At 44.0% G+C, this 23,121-nt stretch carries 23 protein-coding genes; 10 read left to right on the forward strand and 13 right to left on the reverse strand.

Going from position 1 to position 23,121, the window contains the following annotated elements:
* Positions 1-8 precede the first annotated feature (8 nt).
* The 3 genes from BHE18_RS00250 to BHE18_RS00260 all read right to left on the reverse strand — a co-directional run bounded on the left by BHE18_RS00250 (position 9) and on the right by BHE18_RS00260 (position 3,506).
* Positions 9-1,226 (reverse strand): metallophosphoesterase family protein, encoded by a 1,218-nt coding sequence (locus BHE18_RS00250; RefSeq protein WP_071616768.1) that lies wholly within the window; start codon positions 1,224-1,226, stop codon positions 9-11.
* 137 nt (positions 1,227-1,363) lie between these two features.
* A complete protein-coding gene (locus tag BHE18_RS00255) occupies positions 1,364-2,614 on the reverse strand; it encodes an ABC transporter permease (RefSeq protein WP_071616769.1) in 1,251 nt (416 codons plus the stop codon).
* A complete protein-coding gene (locus BHE18_RS00260) occupies positions 2,607-3,506 on the reverse strand; it encodes an ABC transporter ATP-binding protein (protein ID WP_071616770.1) in 900 nt (299 codons plus the stop codon). The genes BHE18_RS00255 and BHE18_RS00260 overlap by 8 nt, the downstream gene beginning before the upstream one ends.
* A 166-nt stretch (positions 3,507-3,672) precedes the next feature.
* Here BHE18_RS00260 and BHE18_RS00265 point away from each other — a divergent pair, with 166 nt between their 5' ends.
* Entirely contained in the window at positions 3,673-3,858 is a 186-nt protein-coding gene (locus BHE18_RS00265) for a YhzD family protein (protein ID WP_071616771.1), read from the forward strand.
* A gap of 48 nt (positions 3,859-3,906) precedes the next feature.
* On the opposite strand, the gene BHE18_RS00270 is transcribed toward BHE18_RS00265, so the two are convergent.
* From BHE18_RS00270 to BHE18_RS00300, 7 genes are all read right to left on the reverse strand, one after another.
* Positions 3,907-5,292 (reverse strand): N-acetylmuramoyl-L-alanine amidase, encoded by a 1,386-nt coding sequence (locus tag BHE18_RS00270; protein ID WP_071616772.1) that lies wholly within the window; start codon positions 5,290-5,292, stop codon positions 3,907-3,909.
* Positions 5,293-5,516: 224 nt separating this feature from the next.
* Positions 5,517-6,311: an enoyl-CoA hydratase gene (locus tag BHE18_RS00275; protein WP_071616773.1), complete on the reverse strand. Its 795-nt coding sequence runs from the start codon at positions 6,309-6,311 to the stop codon at positions 5,517-5,519.
* A 191-nt stretch (positions 6,312-6,502) separates the two neighbouring features.
* Positions 6,503-8,116 (reverse strand): long-chain fatty acid--CoA ligase, encoded by a 1,614-nt coding sequence (locus tag BHE18_RS00280; protein ID WP_071616774.1) that lies wholly within the window; start codon positions 8,114-8,116, stop codon positions 6,503-6,505.
* Between the two features lie 388 nt (positions 8,117-8,504).
* Positions 8,505-10,001, reverse strand: coding sequence for a coproporphyrinogen III oxidase (locus tag BHE18_RS00285; RefSeq protein WP_071616775.1), 1,497 nt, complete (start codon positions 9,999-10,001; stop codon positions 8,505-8,507).
* A gap of 159 nt (positions 10,002-10,160) precedes the next feature.
* Positions 10,161-11,030: an HAD-IIB family hydrolase gene (locus BHE18_RS00290; protein WP_071616776.1), complete on the reverse strand. Its 870-nt coding sequence runs from the start codon at positions 11,028-11,030 to the stop codon at positions 10,161-10,163.
* A gap of 731 nt (positions 11,031-11,761) precedes the next feature.
* Entirely contained in the window at positions 11,762-12,115 is a 354-nt protein-coding gene (locus BHE18_RS00295; protein ID WP_071616777.1) for a YlbF family regulator, read from the reverse strand.
* 120 nt (positions 12,116-12,235) lie between these two features.
* The gene (locus BHE18_RS00300; protein ID WP_171910622.1) at positions 12,236-13,375 is read right to left on the reverse strand and encodes a DUF445 domain-containing protein; all 1,140 of its coding nucleotides are present in this window, start codon (positions 13,373-13,375) and stop codon (positions 12,236-12,238) included.
* Between the two features lie 120 nt (positions 13,376-13,495).
* Between BHE18_RS00300 and BHE18_RS00305 the strand changes: the two genes are divergently transcribed.
* The 4 genes from BHE18_RS00305 to BHE18_RS00320 are packed head-to-tail and all read left to right on the forward strand — an operon-like array spanning position 13,496 to position 18,485.
* On the forward strand, positions 13,496-14,839 hold the full coding sequence (locus BHE18_RS00305) for a YheC/YheD family endospore coat-associated protein (RefSeq protein WP_171910623.1): 1,344 nt from the start codon (positions 13,496-13,498) through the stop codon (positions 14,837-14,839).
* Positions 14,836-15,927 carry a YheC/YheD family endospore coat-associated protein gene (locus tag BHE18_RS00310; RefSeq protein WP_071616780.1) on the forward strand — a complete coding sequence of 364 codons (1,092 nt, stop codon included), beginning with the start codon at positions 14,836-14,838 and terminating at the stop codon, positions 15,925-15,927. The genes BHE18_RS00305 and BHE18_RS00310 overlap by 4 nt, the downstream gene beginning before the upstream one ends.
* Positions 15,928-17,301 carry a YheC/YheD family endospore coat-associated protein gene (locus tag BHE18_RS00315; protein WP_071616781.1) on the forward strand — a complete coding sequence of 458 codons (1,374 nt, stop codon included), beginning with the start codon at positions 15,928-15,930 and terminating at the stop codon, positions 17,299-17,301.
* Entirely contained in the window at positions 17,298-18,485 is a 1,188-nt protein-coding gene (locus tag BHE18_RS00320; RefSeq protein ID WP_071616782.1) for a YheC/YheD family endospore coat-associated protein, read from the forward strand. Before BHE18_RS00315 ends, BHE18_RS00320 begins: the two co-directional genes overlap by 4 nt.
* A gap of 29 nt (positions 18,486-18,514) precedes the next feature.
* Here BHE18_RS00320 and BHE18_RS00325 read toward each other — a convergent pair whose 3' ends face one another.
* Positions 18,515-18,913 carry a ferritin-like domain-containing protein gene (locus BHE18_RS00325; protein WP_071616783.1) on the reverse strand — a complete coding sequence of 133 codons (399 nt, stop codon included), beginning with the start codon at positions 18,911-18,913 and terminating at the stop codon, positions 18,515-18,517.
* A gap of 175 nt (positions 18,914-19,088) precedes the next feature.
* On the opposite strand from BHE18_RS00325, the gene BHE18_RS00330 reads away from it, so the two are divergent.
* On the forward strand, positions 19,089-19,298 hold the full coding sequence (locus BHE18_RS00330; RefSeq protein WP_071616784.1) for a YheE family protein: 210 nt from the start codon (positions 19,089-19,091) through the stop codon (positions 19,296-19,298).
* 85 nt (positions 19,299-19,383) lie between these two features.
* The gene (locus tag BHE18_RS00335; RefSeq protein ID WP_071616785.1) at positions 19,384-19,578 is read left to right on the forward strand and encodes a hypothetical protein; all 195 of its coding nucleotides are present in this window, start codon (positions 19,384-19,386) and stop codon (positions 19,576-19,578) included.
* Positions 19,579-19,675: 97 nt separating this feature from the next.
* Here BHE18_RS00335 and BHE18_RS00340 read toward each other — a convergent pair whose 3' ends face one another.
* Entirely contained in the window at positions 19,676-19,936 is a 261-nt protein-coding gene (locus BHE18_RS00340; protein WP_071616786.1) for a metal-sensitive transcriptional regulator, read from the reverse strand.
* Positions 19,937-20,077: 141 nt separating this feature from the next.
* On the opposite strand from BHE18_RS00340, the gene BHE18_RS00345 reads away from it, so the two are divergent.
* Both BHE18_RS00345 and BHE18_RS00350 read left to right on the forward strand, forming a co-directional pair.
* The gene (locus BHE18_RS00345; protein WP_071616787.1) at positions 20,078-20,989 is read left to right on the forward strand and encodes a PucR family transcriptional regulator; all 912 of its coding nucleotides are present in this window, start codon (positions 20,078-20,080) and stop codon (positions 20,987-20,989) included.
* A gap of 100 nt (positions 20,990-21,089) precedes the next feature.
* Positions 21,090-22,187, forward strand: a complete 1,098-nt coding sequence (locus tag BHE18_RS00350) for an ABC transporter ATP-binding protein (protein WP_071616788.1) — start codon at positions 21,090-21,092, stop codon at positions 22,185-22,187.
* Positions 22,188-22,234: 47 nt separating this feature from the next.
* On the opposite strand, the gene BHE18_RS00355 is transcribed toward BHE18_RS00350, so the two are convergent.
* Positions 22,235-22,486, reverse strand: coding sequence for a hypothetical protein (locus BHE18_RS00355; protein ID WP_032089297.1), 252 nt, complete (start codon positions 22,484-22,486; stop codon positions 22,235-22,237).
* Positions 22,487-22,763: 277 nt separating this feature from the next.
* Here BHE18_RS00355 and BHE18_RS00360 point away from each other — a divergent pair, with 277 nt between their 5' ends.
* On the forward strand, positions 22,764-22,979 hold the full coding sequence (locus tag BHE18_RS00360; protein WP_071616789.1) for an alpha/beta-type small acid-soluble spore protein: 216 nt from the start codon (positions 22,764-22,766) through the stop codon (positions 22,977-22,979).
* The last annotated feature ends 142 nt before the right edge of the window (positions 22,980-23,121 follow it).

Below are 23,121 nucleotides of genomic sequence, written 5' to 3' on the forward strand. Positions count from 1 at the left end.
CTCTTTTCTTACTGCACCCGCGGGGGGTGAAGGATTAATTCTACTGCTTCCTGAACCAAATCTGACATTTCCTCTTCTTCCAAAGGATCCATGAACCGATACAGGCCAGGATGCTCAATTAGTTCAGCTAATGCCTTCCTTCCGTCATCGGCATCCATATTTGTAATAGTATGCAGAACATCCTTAATGAATGGATCTTTACTATCGATGTCTGTTTCAGGAGGGGCTGATTTAATGGAGTGAATCCACTTGACGGTCTCTCCTGCCGCTGAATCCGCCTGCAGGGCTTGAAGGAGATCACCGTTTTCGATTGCTGCCAGTATATCTGGGGATAAGCCGCTCACGTCTCTGACGTGTATTTGAAGCAAACAATCACACTGTGTTTCATACTCCTCAGCTGCCCTTTTGATATGCTGATAAATTTCACCGAACCGCTCAAACCCGTCCAGTGACACTTCCACTTCCCCCCAAATAATTTCCTGTGTCGGTATGAACGTAAGAAAGGCATCATGTTTGTCTAACTCGACAAGGTAACATCCCTTTTCACCCGTCTCTTTGCGGTGTCTCCCTTGAATATTGCCGGGGTAGACAATAGGGGGTTCCGAGTTCAGGATCTGCCGCTGGTGGATATGGCCCAGGGCCCAGTAATGATAGTTCTTTTCTTTTAGTTCACTGATTGAAAAAGGGGCATAACTTTCGTGTTCGGAGTGGACACTCCCCTCACTCCCGTGAAGCAGGCCAATGACATAATCCGCCTCAAGCTGCTTTGGATATTCCGAGATCCGCCGGTCACGGATATGCCTGGTGCCATAGCTGAAGCCTGTTATTTTAACCACAGCACCATATTTGGTGTTCAGCTCTTTCACTTCCGTTTCATCACTGAAAACATGAATATTATCGGGCATATCAAGCCGAAGCCGGAACCCGCCCAGATAGTCATGATTTCCATGTATGATATAGACGGGAATTTCATTCTTATGTAACAAGTTAAATTGATTCAGCAATCTGGCCTGCGCCCGGATACTTCGATCTTCCTCATCAAACAGATCTCCGCTTATGACCATAAAGTCAACCTGCTCATGTATCGCTGCCTGTACCAGCTTTTCAAATGCGGCAAATGTGCTGTTCTGAATGCGTGCAAATAACTCTGCCGGCAAATGCTGCAGACCTTTGAACGGGCTGTCCAGATGCAGATCGGCACAATGAATAAATCGTATTTTCTCCATGCGATCCCTCCTCGTTTGCGAATGTACGTTCTGTATTTTCATTATATCCTAAAAGGAGCCGTTATTTCAGCCTGTATCAGGAAAAGTATAAGAAAAAATAAAAAAACTGCCTCCCTGTTCAGGAGACAGTCCACAAATTATTTATTATTTGTAAGATCAATCGCTTTCTTGATGTCCTTATAAGAATTTGATTTCCCGTAAAGCAGCACACCACCGCGATACACACGTGCTCCAAAGACTCCCAGCAGAATAATCGTTGCTACCAGGACCAGGATGCCTATGATTGGTTCATATACAGGTAAATCAAGCATTCCGGCCCGCAGGAACATGACCATTGGAGTAAAGAATGGTATATAGGATGTGATCGTGATAAAACTTGATTCAGGATTGCCAAGACCGAACATGGAGATAAAGAAACCGATCATGATGAGGAACGTCATCGGCATGATCATCTGCTGAACATCTTCGATCCTGCTGACAAGCGAACCCAGGAGAGCCGCAAGCGTAGCATAAAGGAAATAACCAAGTAAAAAATAAACGACTGCAAACAAGATCACACTTACTGACAGGGATTCAAATCCGAATGACTCAAAGAATCCCCCTGCAAAATCATCTTTTCTGTTAAGCAGAGTAACATAACCCACTGCAAGGATGACTGCCAGCTGAGTCAATCCGACAAGCCCGATCCCGATGATCTTTGCAAACATCTGCTTCACAGGCGACACACTGGAAATCAGGATTTCCATCACTCTTGAACTCTTCTCCGTCGCCACTTCCATTGCCGTCATATTGGCATAAGCGATGACAGAAAAATAAATGAAGAACAGCAGCACATAGACAATTCCCCTTGCCTGACTTAATTCTTCTTCCGATTTCGCCCCTTCAGACAATGCCTCTTTTTCAAACGTGACAGGACCGCTCAATCCTGCCAATTCCTCACTCGAAAGCTCAAGCTTATTTGCAGCGAGGGAAGATTTTATGTTTTGAAGTGCCAGCTGCAGATCAGACGACACCGTTGAATCAGATAAGGAGGCTGATTTGTAAAGAGCGCTCGGCAGACCGTCTTTCCCCTCTGTCAATATAAGCTGGCCCTTGATCTCTTCCTCTTCTATTTTCTTTTCTATTTCTTCATTTGTATCATCAGAAGGCGATAACTTAATATCTTTATTTAAAACGGTTACCTGTGCCTTCAGCATGGAATAAAGATATCCCGTTTCATCCTTTACCACAATTTTCTCTTCATCTTCCCCACCGAAACTCGACAGGATTTGATCGAAATTCGTCAACAATACGAGTGCGCCTGCAATGATAATGGTTGAAATGATAAAAGATTTGGCTTTAAGCTTGGAAAAGTAGGAATGCGCAAGCATGATAAAAAATTTATTCATAAGAAGTCCCCACCTTTTCTATGAAGATATCATTCAATGACGGGTCTTCGAGTTCAAATTTACGCAGGAAACCTTTTCGGGCTGCATGATGGAAGATTTCTTCCGCAGCTTTCTCCGATTCCACCTGCAGCAGGATTCCTTCTGTCGTTTCCCTGAATTTGGTCACACCATTGAAACTTCGCAGCTCAGCTAAATCTACATCAGCATTAATGGCCACATTCTTTTTACCAAAGGAACGCTTGATGTCCTTCAGCCCCCCGTGTACGACAGGACGGCCATGGTGCATGATGCATAAGCTCTCACACAGTTCTTCGACATGTTCCATACGGTGGCTTGAGAACACGATGGTAGTTCCTTCCCTTTTCATATCTCTGACTGCCTCTTTCAACAGTTCAACATTTACTGGATCAAGTCCGCTGAACGGTTCGTCGAGGATCAACAGCTTAGGCTTATGTATGACTGAAGAGATAAATTGAATTTTTTGCTGGTTCCCTTTCGAAAGCTCTTCTACTTTTTTATCTGCATATTGCGGTATATTGAATCGCTCCAGCCAGTAAGTTAATTCTTTTAGGATTTCCCTTTTGTCCATCCCCCGGAGCCTCGCCAGATACACGATTTGATCCTTCACTTTCATCTTGGGATAAAGGCCTCTTTCTTCGGGAAGATATCCAATCTCCCCGCTTGTAGAATAATCAATCTTTCTTCCATCCCATGTTATTTCCCCTGCAGTCGGATCCAAGAGACCAAGTGTCATCCTGAACGTGGTCGTCTTGCCGGCTCCATTCGCACCCAGGAATCCGAACATCTCGCCTGTATCAATGGTAAGGGACAAGTTGTCCACTGCCGTGAAGCTGCCAAACTTCTTGGTGACATGCCCAATAGATAAACCCATTTGAAGTTTCCCCTCTCATCTTTTCCTTTTCTCATTACATACGATTCTGCCAGAAAAAGGTTTCATTTTCCAGGCTTTTAATTATTATCACTAAATACTTTTAATTTTTTCAATAGTATGGAAAAATAATAAGAGTGAAAGATTTTTAGACAAAGGGGTATCAATTATGCCAACGTATAAGCTCACGGTCTTTGAAAAAGACGGTAAAAAGATTCTTGATGAAACATTTGAAGCATCGACTGACAACGAGGCAAAGAAAACAGGGGAATCATTATTGGAGGACAAGGGATACCTTGACCACACTCACCGATGCACTTCCCCGCTTGGCAAGCTCGTTTTATTTCATGCCTGAAAATAGCCGGTATCCCTGAAACTTTTTGCTCAGGGGTACCGGCTTTTTTTATTTCAATAGATCCAGCCTCTCTTGAATGTTTTTCTTTTGAATTTCCATTTCTGCAAGTGCATGATCCAGGTTTCTGCTGTAAACGCTCAATATACTCTGTCCGTAAGTGGTTCCGGGGACTGCCCATTTTCCGTTCAATTTAGTCCAGTAGTCCGCACTCCCCCTGCTGACGAGTGAGAACCTCGGGTCAACAAGCGGATGTGACGGAGGAAGCTTTTCCTTGGACGCATAGGCATACAGGTGCTGAATATGGGCAAGGACGCCTTCTTCCGGAGATTTAAAGGAAGCACCATCAACGCCGGGTCCTGTAGTCCCGAGCCCCGCAAAATTGTTCTGTTCCGGCTTGACCTGACCGGTGAACCTGAAATAATTGGTTTCATGGATCGCTTGTCCAAATGCTATATCCCCGCGGATTCCATAGTCCTTTCCATACTTAATATAATAGTCTCCGAGCAATGGAGCTCCCGGATTGATGATTTTGACAAACTCATTCAGCTGATGGGGCTTCAATAGAGATTCTCCCAGGATGGTCACGTCTTTTTCAGGGGGTGCAGGAGAAGGCGAAGGAGAAGGTCCATTCCCTGTCCCTTCCGTTAAAATAAATGCCTCTATCTTTTTCCTGTTTAGCTCCGCCGCTAACTTCTCGGCATTGGCCTTATCTGTAAACGCACCTGCCTGTACTCTGTAATATGTCTTACCAGAGATCACCACCGTCGTGATGAACGCATCATAGGATTTTTGCTTCAAGAGGGCAGCCCGGTCTTCGGCATTTTTCCGGTCAGTGAATGAGCCGGCTATTACCTTGTATAACTGTCCCCCTGGAGATTCCTTTTTCTCAGGAAGTGATAACGCTTTGGCGACTCCCTCAGCTATGAGCATTGCGGTGTCGTTCCTGAATCCTGTATTGTTTAGGAGCGACACGTCTTTATCATTATCGATGAATAAGATTTCCACCAGCAGTGAAGGCATTTTGGTTTCCCTCAATACGTGGAAATCCGCTCTTTTCTTCCCCCTGTCAATGACAGGATATTTCTTTTTAATTTCATTTATGAATCCATTATGAATGACAGTTTGGTATGTGAGGGTTGCGGCAGGAACGCTGCCGTTGAACGTATAACTCTCGAATCCTGTACCGCCTCCTGCATTGTGGTGAATGGATAAATAGAAATCGGCATTTGTGCTGTTCGCAAAATTGCTTCGTTCCGTAAGTGGCATGGTTTTATTCTCGCTTCTGGTCATGAGTATCCGTACTTCATACTTGTCGATCAAATATTCCCTGACTTTCAGGGCAGTCAGCAAATTGAACGTTTTTTCTTCATTCCCTTTATAAGCTGCGCCGGGATCACTTCCTCCGTGCCCGGGATCTATTATAATCGTCTTCATAGTATTCCCCCTTTATAGGATATTAATAGTCTATGCATCGAGAATATAGATTGTCTGGACAAATTCCTCTTAACTCTAGTAAATTCTCTATTTATTAGGCTCCGCCTTGAGTTATTCCTTTACCACGCGGCTCTTGATTTGTAACTGTCAAAATAAGAAAAAGATCCACTACAGCCGATGGCAGCCGTAATGAACCTTGTAAATTTGTTAGGTAATCTATGCGTTTAGTTCCCTTTGAATTCAGGTCTTCTTTTTTCAACGAATGCCCGGATGCCTTCTTGGTGATCACCTGTCTGGCGCATGAGCCATTGTCCTTCTTTTTCCAGATCAAGTGCGTGCTGCAGTCTTTCTTTATTCAGTGACACGTACACTTCCTTTGTCTTGAGCATCGCTTTGGTCGGTGCGGCCAGGCATTGTTTAATGTAGCGTTCGATACCATCTTCCAGCTTTCCGGATGGAAGTGCCTCATCGACGAGCCCTTTCATCAAAGCTTCCTGCCCTTCGAACACTTTTCCATTCCAAATCAGTCTTTTTGCTTTATGGGTTCCCAGTCTTTCTTGTAAAAGGAAGTGGCTGCCCCCATCTGGGATCAAGCCGATTCCGATGAAGTTCATCGCAAGCTTGCTGTCTTCTTCACATAAAATATAATCGGATGCAAGTGCCAGGCTGAATCCAAGACCTGCAGCAGCCCCGTGAATGCCGGTTACCACCACTTTCGGCATCGAATACAGAGTCATGACCAGTTCACTGATTGTATCCATGATCCCTGAGAATTGTTCTTCTCCGCTCAGCATGAGCATCGATTTGATATCCCCTCCTGAAGAAAACCCTTTTCCCTCCCCTGTCAGGACCAGGATGGAGACTTCAGGGTCTCCTTTGACTTCCTTTAATGCACCGAGAAGATCTTTCATAAGTCCTGCATCCAGAGCATTCAGAGATTTCGGGCGGTTCAGCTGGAGCCTCGCCACCCTTCCTTCTTTATGTAGCTTGACCGTTTCATAATGGTTTGACACTGTCAATGTAATCCCTCCCCTTCATTCTAGGATACCTCATCAAAAATGAATAGTGAATCATTTTTTTGAATAGTTTTACTATTCGATAAGTAAACTTCTTTCCAGCGCTGTTGATTTACCTAATATCATATATATCATTTAACTGCTTCACCAACGAAAAAAGAGGTCAACCTATCGAGCAGCTGACCTCTCTCATTTCACACCTGTTTGATTTTATTCTGCACTTGGTCCCTGAGTGTCCGTTTCAGGAATTTGCCGACGGATGTTTTCGGGATCTCATTCATGAACAGGACATCGTCAGGGATCCACCATTTTGCAAATTGGGGATTGAGGAAGTCGAGTATATCCTCTTTTGTCACTTTTCCCCGGGAGGATTCCTTTAAGACGACACATGCAACCGGACGCTCCTGCCATTGTTCATGCGGAACTGCCACCACGGCTGCTTCAAAGATATCTTCATGGGCCATTAATGCATTTTCCAAATCGACTGAAGAAATCCATTCACCTCCGGATTTAATCAAATCCTTCGTACGATCCACAATCTTTATATAACCCTCTTCATCGATGGTCACGACGTCACCGGTATAGAGCCATCCGTCGCGGAAAGCATCCTGGCTCCTTTCGTCCTGATAATATTCTGAAGCGATCCATGGACCTCTCAGGGCAAGCTCCCCCATTTCCTTCCCGTCCCAGGCTGCTTCTCCGTCTTTTCCGATGATTTTCATTTCCAGCCCGGGGACGAGGATCCCCTGCTTCGCTTTCAAGTCCAGCTTTTCATCGGCTGACAAATCAGCATGATAGCTTTTCGAAGAAGCGATGACGGCAAGCGGGCTTGTCTCTGTCATGCCGTATGCGTGCATGAAAGGGATGCCGAATTTTTCTTCAAAAGCTTTGATCATTCCCCTCGGTGCAGCAGATCCCCCGCATAAAATCGAACGCAGGCTGGATAAGTCGTACTCATTCTGTTCGATCTCATTCAGGAGCCCGAGCCAAATCGTAGGGACTCCGGCCGTGATGGTCACTTTCTCATCCTGCATCAGCTTTGCAAGGATGCCCGGTGTAAAATAAGGACCTGGAAGGACCTGCTTCGTTCCAAACCACACTGATGCAAAAGGAAGGCCCCATGCGTTCACGTGGAACATCGGTACAACCGGAAGGGCAGTATCCTTTTCACAAACTCCCGTGGTATCAGCAAGGCCTAGCGCCATGGCGTGAAGCACGATCCCCCGGTGGGAATATATGACTCCTTTAGGATTTCCGGTCGTCGCGGAGGTGTAACACATCCCTGCTGGAGCATTCTCATCAAGATCCGTCCGGAATGGGAATGACGGATCGCCTTCGCTCAGTAATTCTTCATAATGATAGACGTTTTTGAGCGAGGTTTTCGGTACTTCTCCATCCGTCATGACGATGAAGGCTTCAACATCCTGTATGCTGTCTTTGATCTTGTCGATGAGCGGCAGGATATCAGGATCGATAAGCAGTACTTTGTCCCCGGCATGATTGATGATATAGCTTATGTGCTGCGGGGACAGGCGTATGTTGATGGTATGCAGGACTGCTCCGCTGCATGGAATCGCAAAATAGGCTTCAAGGTGGCGGTGATGATTCCAGGCGAGTGTACCTACCTTGTCTCCTTCTCTCACTCCTAATTTATGCAGTGCACTTGCAAGGCGCCTTGTCCGTTCGCCCCATTGTTTGTAGGTTAAGCGCTGGACCCCTGATTCTGTGCGGGACACAATTTCTTTCTTTGGAAAGTATTTTTCGGCTCTTTCTATCATTTGTGTCAAAAGCAGAGGTGTTTGCATCATATTCGATCTCTCCCCTCAAATAGTAAAACGCTTTCATTTTCTGTCTATTAGTACTATTCTCCTCATCGGCTGAATTCTCCTTTAAGTAAATGAATAGTTCAGTCCATTTAGTATCAAGTTTAAACACCGCTTTTGATTTCCGTCCAAGACTTCGCTTTTGATCAGAAATGCGAAAGGGCTTTGGTCAGAGGCTTATGACATGTACCTCTAAGCCCTGCAGCTGGACTAAATTTGCCGAGAGAATGGCAAACGGGATGCCCGCGAAAAGCGGATAGTCCCAACATCTAAAATGTACTATCAAACTAAAAACCCGGACTAAATTGACTCTAGCAGGCAATTTAGTCCGGGTTTTAATTTGCCTGAGACACTTTTGTCTCAGGCTTTTTTGTTAGGAGAAGAGTTCATCCAATATCTTGATTTTCTTTTCGGTGTATTCTTTGAATCCAAGGTTATATGCGTTTGGTTCTTTGGGGTTTGCGAAGTGGGTGATCTTCCCTGTCTTCGGATCGATGAATTTGCTTGCTGCTCCGCAGCCGATTCCGATTATGGTCTGAACCTCTTCCATGATCATGATGTTATAAATGCTGTCCTGTCCGGGAAGTGCATACCCGACGTTCTCGAGGTTCCCTAGGATATTTTTCTGGCGGTAGAGATAGTATGGTTCGTATCCGTGCGCGCTCGTCCACTCCTCTGCAAGATTCATCATCCGTTCAATCTCAAGCCTGCCGGCGACCTTGTACTTTTCTTTATTTTTAGTCATTTCCGATGCGCGTTTGAATGACAAGGTGTGGACCGTCAATGATTCCGGCATGAGCTTTTCCGTTTCATCCAATGAATGTTGAAGTTCGGGAATCTCTTCATTTGGAAGCCCGATGATCAAGTCCATATTGATATTGTTCATTCCCATTTGACGGGCAAGATGGAACTTGTCGATTGTTTCTTCCACTGTATGATGACGCCCGATCGCCTTTAGGGTTTCCTGTGTATAAGACTGCGGGTTGATGGATATCCGGTCGATATTCCACTTATTCAACACTTCCAGTTTCTCCACTGAAATCGTATCCGGACGGCCCGCTTCCACCGTCACTTCCCTTACCTTGTCCACATCCGGGAAGGATCGGTACATTTCTTCGTATAAGGCATCCATCTCTTCGGCAGTAATCGACGTAGGTGTCCCGCCGCCGTAGTATATAGTTGTAATTTTGATTCCTTTTTCCTTCAGCCAGCGTCCCATTTCCTGAATTTCATAATGCAGACCTGCAAGGAACGAGTCGACACGTCCCTGTTTGCCGAGGATCGCATACGCCGGAAATGTACAGTACGCACATTTTGTCGGGCAGAATGGAATTCCGATATAAATGCTCACTTCATTCTGGACATCATAGAGATCCGGTACCACTGAGAGCTGGCGGTCGACAATGTTCTGCATAAGCTCTATTTTTTCATCCGTAATCAGATATTCTTCCTTCAGCTTTGCATGAACTTCTTCCCTTGGCGTGCCAAGCTGGTTCTGTTTATGGATAAGCTTGGTTGGGCGGATACCGGTGAGGATCCCCCATTTTTGCCTGATTCCTGTGAGATCCTGAAGCACATTCAAGTATACATGGGAGAGCGCAGTCTTCACCTGGCGGAATCCTTCTTTCTCCGTTTCATATGGTTTCCATCCCCTTGAATACTCAGAGCGGATTTCCTTTTTGGTTTCCGGATCCTCTAAAGCCGCTTTTGCTTCAATTCTATTTTCAGTATTCAAGTCTATATGAACTTTTAAATCAACGGAATTGCATTCAGTAAAATAAATGCTTGTCTCTTCAAAAAACAAATTGGCTATCAATCGCAGAGGACGTTCAAAACGTTCATCCTCAACTCCTGTTATTAAAATATTCACCCTTATAATCACCTTTCAATAAAACTAGCTTTTTCTAGTGTACAGAAAGGGATGAAAATGGTCAATGAACCTGTAACCGGCCTGTATGATGCCAGTTCACCTGCTGTAAAAGAGAACGGGCCGATAAGGCAGCATCCGCCTTATTGGCCCGTTTCCTGTTCATGACCTGATGATGTTCATTTTCTTAAGAAATGGAATCGGGTGCTGTTTCCTGAAGAGTTCTGTGATGAAGTAAGGGAGCCCTTTCAGGTCTTGACTCCTGGTAACCCAGTCCGCATGTGCCTTTACCTCCCGCGGCGCCTCACCCATCGCCACCCCGAGTCCGCAGCATCTGATGGCGTCGACATCATCTATACCCGCCCCTACCATGACAATCTGCTCTTTCCTTATGCCGAGTCTTTCAGACAGGTACAACAGCCCCCTGAGTTTTGAGACCCCTTTAGGGAGAATATCGAGGGTATGATCCGATGTAGGGACCGCATCCACTTCCTCGTACATTCCTTTCAGTGAAGCAGCAATATCCCATACATCTTCTTTATGCTGGAGCAACACTGAAATTTTCGGCACAGCAAGAGGATTTTCAAGCAGATGTTCGCTCACCACATTCACGTATTGCTTGCTGTATAAAAATCGTGAATCTCTGTCCCAGGACACAGTGGATGTCAATTTAGACTGGTTATTTGCTTTGCCGACAATGCTTTGTTTTTCATGAGACAGCTGAACCTGTCCGGGGAAGCCTTCGAGGAATTGTGTGATCTCATAAGTGAGTGCTTCAGAAATTTTCCTCACATACAGCGGCCGGTCCCGCTCAGCAGCTATATAAGCCCCGCCGTGGGTGATGATCGGACAGTCTATCTTCAAGGCTTTTGCAACCTTTCTTGCAGAAGCAAAGTTTCTGCTTGTGACAAGAGTGACCCGCACTCCTTTATTTTGGACGTACTCAATCGCTTCTTTAGTTTCTTTTGCGATTTTTCCGTTTTCATTAACAACAGAGCCGTCGATATTAAGTGCCATCATTCTATAAATCATTGGTGTCCCCCCTAAATGTTGTCTACTTCCTTTCTTAAGTTTTATGAAGAGATATAGACAAATATGACAAGAGGGTGATATTAGGCAGGAGGATAAAAGTCCGCTTCTATTGATCACATGGATTCCCACAAAATATCCGCCTGAATAAGGCGGCAAAAATTAAAAGTTGTTCAGTTATGACCTGGGAATTAGTGATTTTAACAGAGGGAGCAATCTGGCGTTCTATTGAACATTGGGGTTATCAACAAAAATTCGGATTTACCAACGTTTTTTTGAAATTACCAACAAATATGATGTCTGTTTCAACGTTTTTCAGGATTCACCAACAAAAATAAGGCACTTACCGACAATTCGACACTTCTCAACAAGTTTCACGAATGCGTATCCCGTTGTTCATCTGACTTTTAGAACAAGTAAATACAGGAGCAGGTTTTCCCTTTCAACCGAGGCATTCATATCGGGAATAATTCATATTTCAAACCCCTGGTTCCGCCCCTGATTGCCTTCAGGACGGTTTCTTTAATATCTGCCCGATAAGCTTCCAGAAAAGAGAAGCATTCAAATTCAATAACCCATCGAAATGGTCTTTAAGAATGCATTTGATAACCCCGCTGTTTGACTTCTCCATAGCGTCTCCCTAAAACAGACGAACACTCAAGTACAGTATTTTATAATTTCCTAAACAATAAAAAAATACCCGGATCAGATCCGGGTACCTTCTGTGATTATGATTATTGCTGCATGGAACCATAAAGCTCTTCAAGAGGCCTCATGATGACTTTGTTCAAGTCCTGGATGACCATGCTCATACGTTGTTCAGCTTCCATCAGCTTGCCGATTTTTTCGTGCTGCTGCACAAGCTGTGCTGTTTTTTGAGCCTGTTCCACTTCTTCCTGAGTGATTTCTTCACCGTTCATCTGCTTTTGCTGAAGTGTCATTTGAATATTTCTGAAGTTTTCAAACATCTTGTTTGCTGATTCGTCGCTGTTTACTTCGTCGTACATTTTTTTAAGTTCCAAGAATTCGTCGCTTTGTCTAAGCGCTCTTTCCAGTTCATTTGCCTGATCGTATAAGTTAATTGCCAAAATACGTACCTCCTAATATTTTCACTCTTTGTTTCCTCCACCACTATAACAAACTATGAGGAAGAATTCTAGGAAGTTCCCTTTTACGCTGCAAGCATAAATGTACCTTCAATCAGGAAACTAAGAAAATATCATCACAAATATACTTTGGATCAACCCTATGATCCCTCCCAGCAGGGCACCGAGATATGTGATCATCTTGAATTCACGCCGGGAAATGCCAAGCACTAAATCTTCGAGTCTTGCAACCGAGAAGGATTCCACCTGTTCCTGGACGATTTTCTGAAGATGCAGCTTTGTCATCAGGTTAGGAATCTTTGCCGATAAGAGGTCAGTACCTTTTTCGACCCATTTAGGAAGGAGTGTATCAGTAAATGTACCCTCATGGGGTGCAAGCCAGTATGACAATGGTTTTGAGAGATGTCCGTCGATATCGACAATCCTGATCAGGGATGTGTGCAGCTGGGACATGATGTCCTCTTCCGGAAGCTTATCGATCACTTCATCTACTTGCATGAGTTTCAGTTTTCCCCATTCCTTCCGCAGAAGATTATGAAGGATCTCCTGCGTTCCTTCATGTTTGATGAATTTGACGATTTCAGGCTGGACCTTATCAGCTATTGATGTATTTCCAAGGAACATCCCCAGCATGTTTCCAAGCCTGCCCCGCTCTTTCAGGAAATCATCGATCATGATCTTCACTTTCGCTTTTCCTTCCGGACTTGTGAAGTAGCTTTCAGCACGTCCCGCAATCATGTCGACCAGTTTCGGGATCGCATCTTCGATTTTCTCCTGCCACTTTTCAGGCAGCGCTTCTCCCACGCGTTTTGAACTGTACTCCATTTTGGATCGGGTGACTTTGTCTTCCACCCATTCTTTCAGCCACCGGTTCAATACGTCGGATGATACCGGGATGTGAAGGATCTCAAGCCATTCATTGATCGTCTTATCCGAACGGAAAACAGGGGCGGATTCCTCCTGCAGCCACTCGGTGACGTCTCTTTGAAAATCATCATTCATGATTTTCTTCTGAAGGCTTTCCGGGGTGATTAAGTGATCGACCACCATGTTCCCGAGCTGCTGAGCCAGTTCTTCCCTCCGTTTCGGGATGAGGCCCGGTGTGAAAGGAACTTTGAATCTTCCAATATAGTAAGCCTTGTAAGGCCGGAAGAGCATTTTGATGGCAAGTGAATTGGTGACGCCTCCGATGAGTGCTCCAATAACGACCATGAATACAATAAGGATGAACACATCCAGCATAATGGCACCTTCCTTTTCTGCTTTGAACATTTTGCCAATTTTCACATACAATGCAATATGTGCATTAGCCCAATAAATAATTATAGAGTTTTTCCATCTCCGTATGCAAATGAGGAATGTATGATGATGTTTAAAAGTTCCTTTTTCAATTTAGAGAATCATAGAGAAGTAAATGAATTAATAGTACCTGATTCCATCTTTCATAAATTTGACTTTACAGAACAGTGGGTCTTAAAAGCAGGGGCTTCCTTTATTCATATCGTTTGCTCTCCTTCCGGTACGAGTGATCCAAGGATCACACTGAAAAGCACCGACCCGTTATTTTCCTCTCTTCCCCGGATGGATCATGCGCTGGTAAATATAGACCAGGAACGCAAAATCATCTCAATCGGACCGATCACAGCGCTGTTAATTGATTCGTTTCAGGAAGATACAATAATTAAACACTCTTTAAAGGAATATTTTACAGAGTGTCAGCGGTGGTTTCAACAACAAGGCGGGCTTTTTTTCCTCATGACAGTTTCTTCATTCGTCAATGATGAAGCGGAGGGGTATCTATTCGATCAAGGTGATTGGCAGAAAAGGCCCCTCCCGTACCCGGATGTGATCTATAATCGGAGTCATTCACGCAAACTCGAAAACCATAAACAATTCGAGGCTGCTTTGAACAGGACCAGAGAACGATCCATACACTTGTTCAACTCTTCTTTTTTATCCAAGGATGCAGCGTATTCACACCTTAAAACACACTCCTCAATCCAGCCCCATCTGCCCCAAACCGCTTTAGGACTCGAACGACTGGAAGAAATGCTCTCTATTCATCACGTTGTTTTTGTAAAAAGAGTTAACGGAAGTAAAGGCCGATACATTATCCGCATCCAAAAAAGGGCAAAGGATTATCTTGTCTCACAAAACTCCTTTTCTTCTAAACCTACTCATGTATTCCATACTTATTCATCTCTTTACAGGCAGCTTCAGTGCTGGTGCCGCAATTCGCGGTATATCGTCCAAGAGACCATCCCTTTCTTGACTGTTAATGGACACACGCTTGACTTTCGCTTTTTATGTCACAGGAACCACCGGGGAAGCTGGTCCGTCATTTCGACTGCAGCCCGTATCGCTTCAGAAGATCAATTTGTTGCGAACATCGATCAGGGCGGGTGCATGGAACCACCCCTTGAGATATTGAGTGATCTTTTTCCCAGCGGGCACAGAGAAATTTATTCAAATATGAAGGACTTATCACTGTCCGCTTCATCTTACTTATCAGAACATCTGGAAGGGAACTTTGCCGAATTCGGCATCGACATCGGAGTGGATTCAGCAGGTAAGCCATGGATCATTGAAGTGAACTCCAAACCTTCCAAGAAGACGTTCATTGACAATGAACGCATCAGGCCTTCTGTTAAAGGCTTATACGAGTACAGCTACAACATCTGGAAAGGAAAAGGAGGAATAATATGAAACAAACACTCGGCATCATGACACTCAAACCCGATACTGCCCATTCGCATTTCAGGGAAATCGGCATCCAATCTTCCCCCTATTCAATGGATCTTTACCTATTCTCACCTGCTGATATCTCCCCTGTCGATGAGACAGTGAAAGGATTTGTTTTCAATAAGGAAAGCAGTGCGTGGGAAGAGAATACCTTTGAGATTCCCGGGTACATTTATGACCGGACCTATTATGATGCCAGCCTGCCGTCCAGGCAGGCAAAAGCGGTCGTACAGTGGCTGAAAAATCAGCCCCATATACGCTTTCTCGGCTATGGACTTCCGAACAAATGGAAAATTTATGAAGTACTGAAAGACTCCCCTCTCGCTTCATATATCCCTGAAACATTCATGATAAAAGACCACTTTCACTTATTTAACTTACTGATCAAACATAAAGATATCATAATCAAACCTGTTGACGGGGCACATGGGTTTGCTGTGTATCATTTATTGTTATCACAAAACAGAGTGACTGTCCGTACAACCAAAAACCTGCAGATCGCCGAACAATCTTTCCAATCGAAAACGACTTTCCTGAAATGGGCAGGCAGAATTCTTGATCAATATACGTTCATCGCCCAGAAAAGGATCGACAACAAAACGGAACAAGATACACCATATGACTTCAGGATCCTGATGAATAAAGATGAATACGGAGATTGGAGGGAATTCCAGCGGGCCGTCAGAGAAGGTCCTAAGGGTGCGATATTAACCAATGTAAGCAGAGGCGGAGCCTACTTCAAACAAGAAGAGTGGGAGTCAAGACACCCAGAAGCCGACTGGAATTTCGTCAAAGCCGAGATGGATGAATGCCTGGGTGAACTCCCCCATCTTATGGAGGATTATTTTTCTCCCCTTTTCGAACTTGGGATCGATATACTTCTGGCACGGGACAACTCGCTTTGGATCCTGGATATCAATTCAAAACCGGGACATAAGATCGTAGACACACTCGCGGCTGAAAGAAAGCACCATTTATACCGTGCTCCCATTGATTACTTTCATTACTTGAACACTCAATCTCTCCCATCTTTAAGGCGAGGTGAATTTTAAATGTTAAAAACGTATAAATCAGAACAAATTCAAGACACAGAACACATCCTTTACCTTCCTTCGGGATGGAAACCGGAAAAAAATGAGTACCCAAAAACAGCTGTTCTCGGGACGCACAGGCAGCCTGTCGTCTGCAAGAGGCATCCGAATGGCAGAAATGTGATTGGTATCAGTACGGCTCTTGCAAGGAGCCTTCATCTTCCTGAAAGAGTAACTGCACTGTCGCTTTTTATGAAAGAAGACAGTATATACCTTGGTGTGCTGATCGGGGTATTCACTGCAGGCTTCACAAATTTCAAACTAAGCCCTGTAGGAGAACGTTCTTATTTCTTCAGGAAACTATTGTCCGTCCAGTCTTCCCTGGGCGTGATTCCGTTTGTTTTCGGAGAAAAGCATATTGATTGGGAAAACGGGCTTGTGACAGGCTATTTTCATTTTGGGGAAAGCTGGGAAGTGGAAACGGTCCCTTTTCCAAATGTGATTTACGACCGGCTCCCAAACCGGCGCAGTGAGAAAAGAAGAACATACAAAGAGATCAAAGATAGGCTTCAAAGGGAATATGGGATTCCGTGGTACAATCCGGGATTCTTCAATAAACTTGATCTTTTCGAACGGTTGGAATCCGTTGATTCCGTCAGTCAATATCTCCCCGAGACTCATGCTTTCCAATCATTTGAAGAGATTGAGCGGATGCTTTCCCTCTATTCGTCAGTCTATATCAAACCAAAGAACGGAAGCCTCGGGAACGGGATACACAAACTTACATTCGACCGTCAGGCACAGGATTACTACTGCAGGTTTCGGGATAAGGAAGGAAAAAACAGGCTCATCAGATTCTCCTCCCTCGAACGGCTGATGAATTCCATATTTAAAAATCGCAGCCTAGATTCCTTTCTCGTACAGCAGGGCATTTCCCTTCTGTCCGAAGACAGCCGTCCGATTGACTTCCGTGTCCATACGAATAAAGATGAAGAAGGAAGCTGGCATGTAAGTGCCATTGCCGGTAAAGTATCAGGGCTCGGCAGCGTCACCTCCCATGCGAACAATGGCGGGGTTGTAAAAAGTCTTGAAGAATTGTTTCCGGATGCCTCCAGGAAAGCTGAGGCTGAACATTCATTGAAAGAAGCAGCCCTAAAGCTTTCACATGCGATCGAGCGCAATATGGAAGGTTATATCGGTGAAATCGGATTCGACCTGGGTATCGATGATGACGGCCGCGTCTGGATGTTCGAAGCAAACTCAAAACCCGGGAGAGCCATCTTTTCTCATCCGCATTTGAGGAATTTCGACATATTGACGAGGAAGCTTGCTTTATCATTCGGGGTCTTCTTATCACAGCAAGCCCTCCTTCATCCTGAGGAAATGATGCCATGAATATCTTTTATGACTTATCACGGAAGGTTTTTTTTCATAAGGAGGAAGCCCTTACGGCCGTGCCTTTTGCAAAGGACTCCTTCCTCCTATCTTCAAGGGAACCAGAAGAATCCTATCATTTCATCCTTCATTCCGATAAAAAAATCCGCTCCGTCCCCCTTGTAGGAATCGTAGCAAGTAAAGATGAAAACAAGTATAAAGGAAATTTCGAATTGTTCAGGTCGATACAGCAGGGGCTGGAGGAACAGGGAGCCTTTTGCTTCGTGTTTTCCCCTGAAGATGCCGGCGAAAAGTCGATAAATGGGATTACCTTCAACAAAAAAATGAATAAATGGGTGAAGTGCATTTTTCCGGTCCCAAATGTCATTTATAACAGGATCCCTTCCAGGGAAGCTGAACGGCATCAGGAGTATAAAGCACTTCAAACGTTTATCCGGACATTCAATATTCCGTACTTCAACCCTCATTTCTTCAATAAATGGGAAGTACATCAAATCCTTTCCAGGTGCAGCGAATTAAAAGAGCACCTCCCCCCCACTGAGCAGGTGGAAAGTGAATTGGGCTTTACCGATTTTTTAGAGAGATATAAAAAAATTTATATAAAACCGTCTTTTGCCTCACAGGGAAGGGGGATCAGGCTGATTGAGCAAGAACCTGGGGGAACAATCATATGTAAAAGTATCAAGAAGATAGAAAAGTATACATCCCTCTCCCGCTTCCTTCGTTCTTACGGGGAATGGTTTCAAACCGGGCAGAACCTGATCATGCAGCAAGCGATTCCTTGCAAGACATTAAAAGATCACCGGTATGATTATCGGATCCTGGCCGTCCATACCGGGGAGGATTACAATCTGATGGGGATCGGCGTACGGATTTCCCAGAGGCAGGAAGTGACCACCCATGTTCCTGCCGGCGGAAAAATCCTTTCACTAAAAGAAGTCGCGGCGCCGCAGACGAAAAAAGAAATCCTGAAAATTGTGAAGATGTGCGGCAAGGAGCTGATGGAGGCCTTCGGTTACGTCGGCGAATTTTCCCTCGACCTTGCACCGCGTGAAGATGGGGGATATGTCCTCTTTGAAATCAATTCAAAGCCGATGACCTTCGACGAAGAAGACATTGAATTGAAAAGACGGCAGCAGCTTGTCCGCACATTCCTCGTTCTTTCAGAACATAAAGAAGGTTGACCGATTGTGCATAGTGGTCAACCTTTCTATTAACGGAGTGAGTTATAAATCGTAGAAAAACGGGTGGCATGTTCCATCTCATCCGTCATGGCAATGAACAATGGGTTGTACGCCTGTTTATTCGGCATTTCAAGTAACAGATTCCTATAAAATTCTGCAGCCTCCAGCTCATTTTTCAATGCGCGCAGAATCCCTTCCTTGAATGTCGTATATTCAATCTTCTCTTTCTTATGTTCATAGTACTCCCCTGTATATAGATAATGAAGATATTGAAACATTTCATAATGTTCCTTCTCATCTTTTTTAGCGTGTTCGATGAATTCAACATATAAAGGATTATTTGTCCTGTCCTTCAGATCTTTATAAAAATAATAGGCTGTCCATTCATCACTGATTGCTTTCTCCAAATCGCGAATAAAGGAATTCATGCTTTGTCCCTCCTAAAATCTCTTCCATAAATTCTATTTAGCAAAAAAGAAAATTATGATTGGATAAGGCTCTTTTCGCATACCTGCCTGTTTATGCGAGTGAAATATCAAGGGATAGCATGAACTCCTACACAGCAGGCGTTGAAACGTTTACAATATAGATGAGGTGATTGATTTGATACAGCATTTCCAATACAAAAGCATGTATGAAAATAAACAGCTGCCGGGATGGACATTTTCGTTCTATTTCAGCGGAATGAAATATGAAGGGAATTATCTTAAGAACGGAAGCATCGAATGGACAAGCCACCAGCCCCCTGCAGACAAAGAAGAGGATCTGAAAAAACAATTGCATGAACTAATGCTTTTCCATGTGTATGAATAAATTGGTGCACACTTTCCATTACCCAGAAAAAAGCTGAATGAATCACAGCCTCTTTTCGAAAACTAAGCTCAGGAGGCTGATGAGAATGGAAAAAGATAATAAAGACTTTCAATTTCTTCCGGATACCAATTACGAGGGAAAAGGCAGTCTTTTCCTTGATGTTGACAGGTTTATCAACGAGGGATTATCAGGGGGTGCCGTTCATATGAGGGGTGATTCCACTAACATCGGAGAAGCGACTCTCATCACTGACCATGAGGAACCCCCGGCTCATTCTTAATGTCTTCAGGCGGGAGGCCACTCATGCAGGCCTCCCTTTTCATTTGAATGATTACTTACAAAAAGAAAAAGCTGCCCAAACGGCAGCTTTCCTGAATTTATCTGCTTTTCACCAGCATGTTAACGGCTTCCTTGATTGCATCTTCTGCACTGCCGCCCTCATCTTCCGATTCACGGATGCATGCTTCCAGATTTTTCGCAACGATTAAACCGATTGTACGGTCAACTGCAGTCCGCACTGCTGACAGCTGGGTAACAACGTCCTTGCAATGTTTTTCTTCTTCCATCATCTTAAGGACGCCGCGGACTTGTCCCTCTAAGCGTTTCATGCGGTTTGTTACTTCTTTATTGTATTCCATATTGGACACCTCTAATGATTTATTCCTTATCCCATAGTAGTAGAATCAGGAAGAATTTGCAATCCGTGACCCTTTGATTCACTGATTTTTTTCAGTACAATGGAAAGTACACATAAAAATAATTGATAGCCGGGGGATGAAATGTTAACTTCTTTACTTTTAAAATACCCAAATGCAGCCATTCAGAAACACTATCCAACAGAACGAACGTCTAAGAAAATCTGGTTTACCGATGAGCATGAAAATGAATTCATCGGAATTGAGGCCAGCGATTTATCAAGAGAGGAAATGGAATTGCTGAAGTGTCTTTTTAAAGAACTAAGCGGCAGCAAACGGTTGAATGAGTCGCCGCTTGCGAATGAATGGGTTGAATTCCTATTTGAGGATGGCACGATTCCTTCAGCTCGCCCCAGTGAATACAGGGTGATTCAGTTTACCATTCATGAGGAGACGGATGTGCATTTATTGAAAGAGGCGTTCAACCATTTACTGCCCCATCATACACTCCTGGTCCTGATGAATGAATATGAAGGTTTGATCATTGAGGAATGGAATGAGGTTCAATTAGATGAAGAACAGCTTCGATCCATTTCACACGTTATTGAATCGGATTTCTTTGCAAGCATATCTTTTTTTATCGGCCAGTTCGGCATGGTAGACCCCGGTTTCATTGCATCTTTCCATTATGAGCGTGAAATGTATAAATATTCTAATATGTCCATTCGTACAAACTCTATCCAGTCTGTTGTAACGTCCATGCCATCTTATATACTGAAACACTTGCCGAATGAATGGAAATATTATATCTTCAATAAAACATCCCAAGTATTTTCAGAAGACAAGGAACTGATTCAAACCGTCAAGGCATTTTTAGAAAATCAGTCCAATATCAGTCAAACGGCTAAAAAGTTATATATGCACCGGAACAGTGTGCAGTACCGCATCGAGAAATTCATTGAAAAAACCATGATTGATATCAAGACATTTGAAGGCGCACTTCTTGCATATTTCGCCGTACTCGTATACGAATCTGACAACCTGCCTAAAAAATGATGCAGAAATTTGTGCAAGTTTACCATACCGTTCTGAAACCGCATTCTTTAAAATGATACTCATAGAATAAAACGTTTTCATAACAGGAGGAGAAACGGGAATGGCTGAATTAAAATTAGATAATATTTATAAAATCTACGACAATAAAGTAACGGCAGTAAATGATTTCAATCTTCACATCAACGATAAAGAGTTCATCGTATTTGTCGGTCCCTCTGGCTGCGGTAAGTCAACGACACTCCGCATGATTGCAGGATTGGAAGAAATCTCAAAGGGTGACTTCTCCATAGATGGTAAACGCGTGAATGACGTGGCTCCAAAAGACCGCGATATCGCAATGGTATTCCAGAACTACGCACTATATCCCCATATGAGTGTGTATGACAATATGGCATTCGGTTTGAAGCTTCGTAAATTTGATAAAAAAGAAATCGACCGCCGGGTCCAGGAAGCTGCCAAGATCCTTGGTCTTGAAGCGTTACTGGATCGTAAACCGAAAGCATTATCAGGCGGACAGCGTCAGCGTGTCGCTTTGGGACGTGCGATCGTACGTGATGCAAAGGTGTTCCTGATGGATGAGCCTTTGTCAAACCTTGATGCAAAACTGCGTGTACAGATGCGTGCAGAAATCGCCAAGCTTCACCAGCGCCTTCAAACGACAACAATCTATGTAACGCATGATCAGACGGAAGCGATGACTATGGCTACCCGCATCGTTGTTATGAAAGACGGTCTCATCCAGCAGGTCGGATCACCAAAAGAAGTATATGATAAGCCTGAGAACGTATTTGTCGGCGGCTTCATCGGTTCCCCGGCGATGAACTTCTTCTACGGAAAAATTGAAGAAGGCTCATTTGTGATCGGTACTTCTAAGGTTTCCGTACCGGAAGGAAAGATGAAAGTACTTCGTGACCAGGGTTATGTTGGAAAAGACATCATCCTTGGGGTAAGACCTGAGGATATTCATGATGAACCTATTTTCATCGATACAGCACAGGGCGCCAAAATCAAAGCGAAAATCGAAGTATCTGAGTTAACAGGTGCCGAGACCATGCTTTACTCTCAAATCGAAGGCCAGGATTTCGTTGCCCGGGTTGATTCCCGTACAGATATCAGCGCCGGACAGACAATCGAACTAGCATTTGATATGAACAAAGCTCATTTCTTCGATTCTGAATCGGAATTAAGAATCCGTTAATGAAAATTGATAAAACCACACTCCCCGGAGTGTGGTTTTTGTTTTGATCAAAATTCCGTCAAATTGATGCTTTTCCCTTCTTCTTCCCCGCATCTTATACAAGTGAATAGATGCAGGCATGTATCCGTACAGCTGCTGTTCGGTATCCCGTCTGCGAGCTGAACATGTTTTATATCCATATAGGCACTATATTCATCGTAGTAATCATAATATCTTCCTTGGTCCAGCGTTGAATCGCCGCATTTCGGGCACAGACCCTTATATTCAACAATCCCGTTGCATAATGCACATGCTTTCATGGTGTCACCATTCTTTCCAACTTAAGTGTATAAACATATCCTTTTATGATTGACACTGTTTTATGTAGAGAAAATACAGGGAAAGAAACAGGAATAAATTCCCTTAATTTTACCCCGCATATATTTTCACGGACGAACCATAATACTTAGTAACAACAGATAAAGCAACTCATAACCTTGGGTCATACCATTACAGATGGTCGCTAATGGAATGCGTGCCGGTGCAACTCCGGTTGACCCAACCAAAAAACAACCTATTTTAAGGAGATGAAAGATTATGCAACAACAACAATCTCGCAACAATTCATCTAACCAATTGGTAGCTCCAGGAGCTCAACAAGCTATCGACCAAATGAAGTACGAAATCGCTTCTGAGTTTGGCGTACAATTAGGGCCAGACGCTACAGCTCGCGCTAACGGTTCTGTTGGTGGAGAAATCACTAAGCGTCTTGTTCAAATGGCTGAACAACAAATCGGCGGCGGACAATACTAATCCGCAGCAAAAATGAATATGTATGGATAAACCCCCGGCAGATGCCAGGGGTTTTTTATTGATAGCAGTTTTATACCGATATTGATTTACGTGCAAGACTTCGCTTTCCGCGGGCAGCCCCGGCCTCATTGAAATAGTTATC

It is taken from the genome of Rossellomorea aquimaris (assembly GCF_001877785.1).
Classification (GTDB): Bacteria; Bacillota; Bacilli; order Bacillales; family Bacillaceae_B; genus Rossellomorea; species Rossellomorea aquimaris_A.

Excerpts from the sequence above, each read along its gene's own strand:
- BHE18_RS00340 (WP_071616786.1), bottom strand. The coding sequence starts at position 19,936 with ATGGAATACAATAAAGAAGTAACAAACCGCATGAAACGCTTAGAGGGA.
- BHE18_RS00360 (WP_071616789.1), top strand. The coding sequence starts at position 22,764 with ATGCAACAACAACAATCTCGCAACAATTCATCTAACCAATTGGTAGCT.
- BHE18_RS00265 (WP_071616771.1), top strand. The coding sequence starts at position 3,673 with ATGCCAACGTATAAGCTCACGGTCTTTGAAAAAGACGGTAAAAAGATT.
- BHE18_RS00300 (WP_171910622.1), bottom strand. The coding sequence starts at position 13,375 with ATGCTGGATGTGTTCATCCTTATTGTATTCATGGTCGTTATTGGAGCA.
- BHE18_RS00305 (WP_171910623.1), top strand. The coding sequence starts at position 13,496 with ATGATGATGTTTAAAAGTTCCTTTTTCAATTTAGAGAATCATAGAGAA.
- BHE18_RS00290 (WP_071616776.1), bottom strand. The coding sequence starts at position 11,030 with ATGATTTATAGAATGATGGCACTTAATATCGACGGCTCTGTTGTTAAT.
- BHE18_RS00335 (WP_071616785.1), top strand. The coding sequence starts at position 19,384 with ATGGAAAAAGATAATAAAGACTTTCAATTTCTTCCGGATACCAATTAC.
- BHE18_RS00270 (WP_071616772.1), bottom strand. The coding sequence starts at position 5,292 with ATGAAGACGATTATAATAGATCCCGGGCACGGAGGAAGTGATCCCGGC.
- BHE18_RS00350 (WP_071616788.1), top strand. The coding sequence starts at position 21,090 with ATGGCTGAATTAAAATTAGATAATATTTATAAAATCTACGACAATAAA.
- BHE18_RS00320 (WP_071616782.1), top strand. The coding sequence starts at position 17,298 with ATGAATATCTTTTATGACTTATCACGGAAGGTTTTTTTTCATAAGGAG.
- BHE18_RS00355 (WP_032089297.1), bottom strand. The coding sequence starts at position 22,486 with ATGAAAGCATGTGCATTATGCAACGGGATTGTTGAATATAAGGGTCTG.
- BHE18_RS00310 (WP_071616780.1), top strand. The coding sequence starts at position 14,836 with ATGAAACAAACACTCGGCATCATGACACTCAAACCCGATACTGCCCAT.
- BHE18_RS00250 (WP_071616768.1), bottom strand. The coding sequence starts at position 1,226 with ATGGAGAAAATACGATTTATTCATTGTGCCGATCTGCATCTGGACAGC.
- BHE18_RS00315 (WP_071616781.1), top strand. The coding sequence starts at position 15,928 with ATGTTAAAAACGTATAAATCAGAACAAATTCAAGACACAGAACACATC.
- BHE18_RS00345 (WP_071616787.1), top strand. The coding sequence starts at position 20,078 with ATGTTAACTTCTTTACTTTTAAAATACCCAAATGCAGCCATTCAGAAA.
- BHE18_RS00325 (WP_071616783.1), bottom strand. The coding sequence starts at position 18,913 with ATGAATTCCTTTATTCGCGATTTGGAGAAAGCAATCAGTGATGAATGG.
- BHE18_RS00260 (WP_071616770.1), bottom strand. The coding sequence starts at position 3,506 with ATGGGTTTATCTATTGGGCATGTCACCAAGAAGTTTGGCAGCTTCACG.
- BHE18_RS00280 (WP_071616774.1), bottom strand. The coding sequence starts at position 8,116 with ATGATGCAAACACCTCTGCTTTTGACACAAATGATAGAAAGAGCCGAA.
- BHE18_RS00255 (WP_071616769.1), bottom strand. The coding sequence starts at position 2,614 with ATGAATAAATTTTTTATCATGCTTGCGCATTCCTACTTTTCCAAGCTT.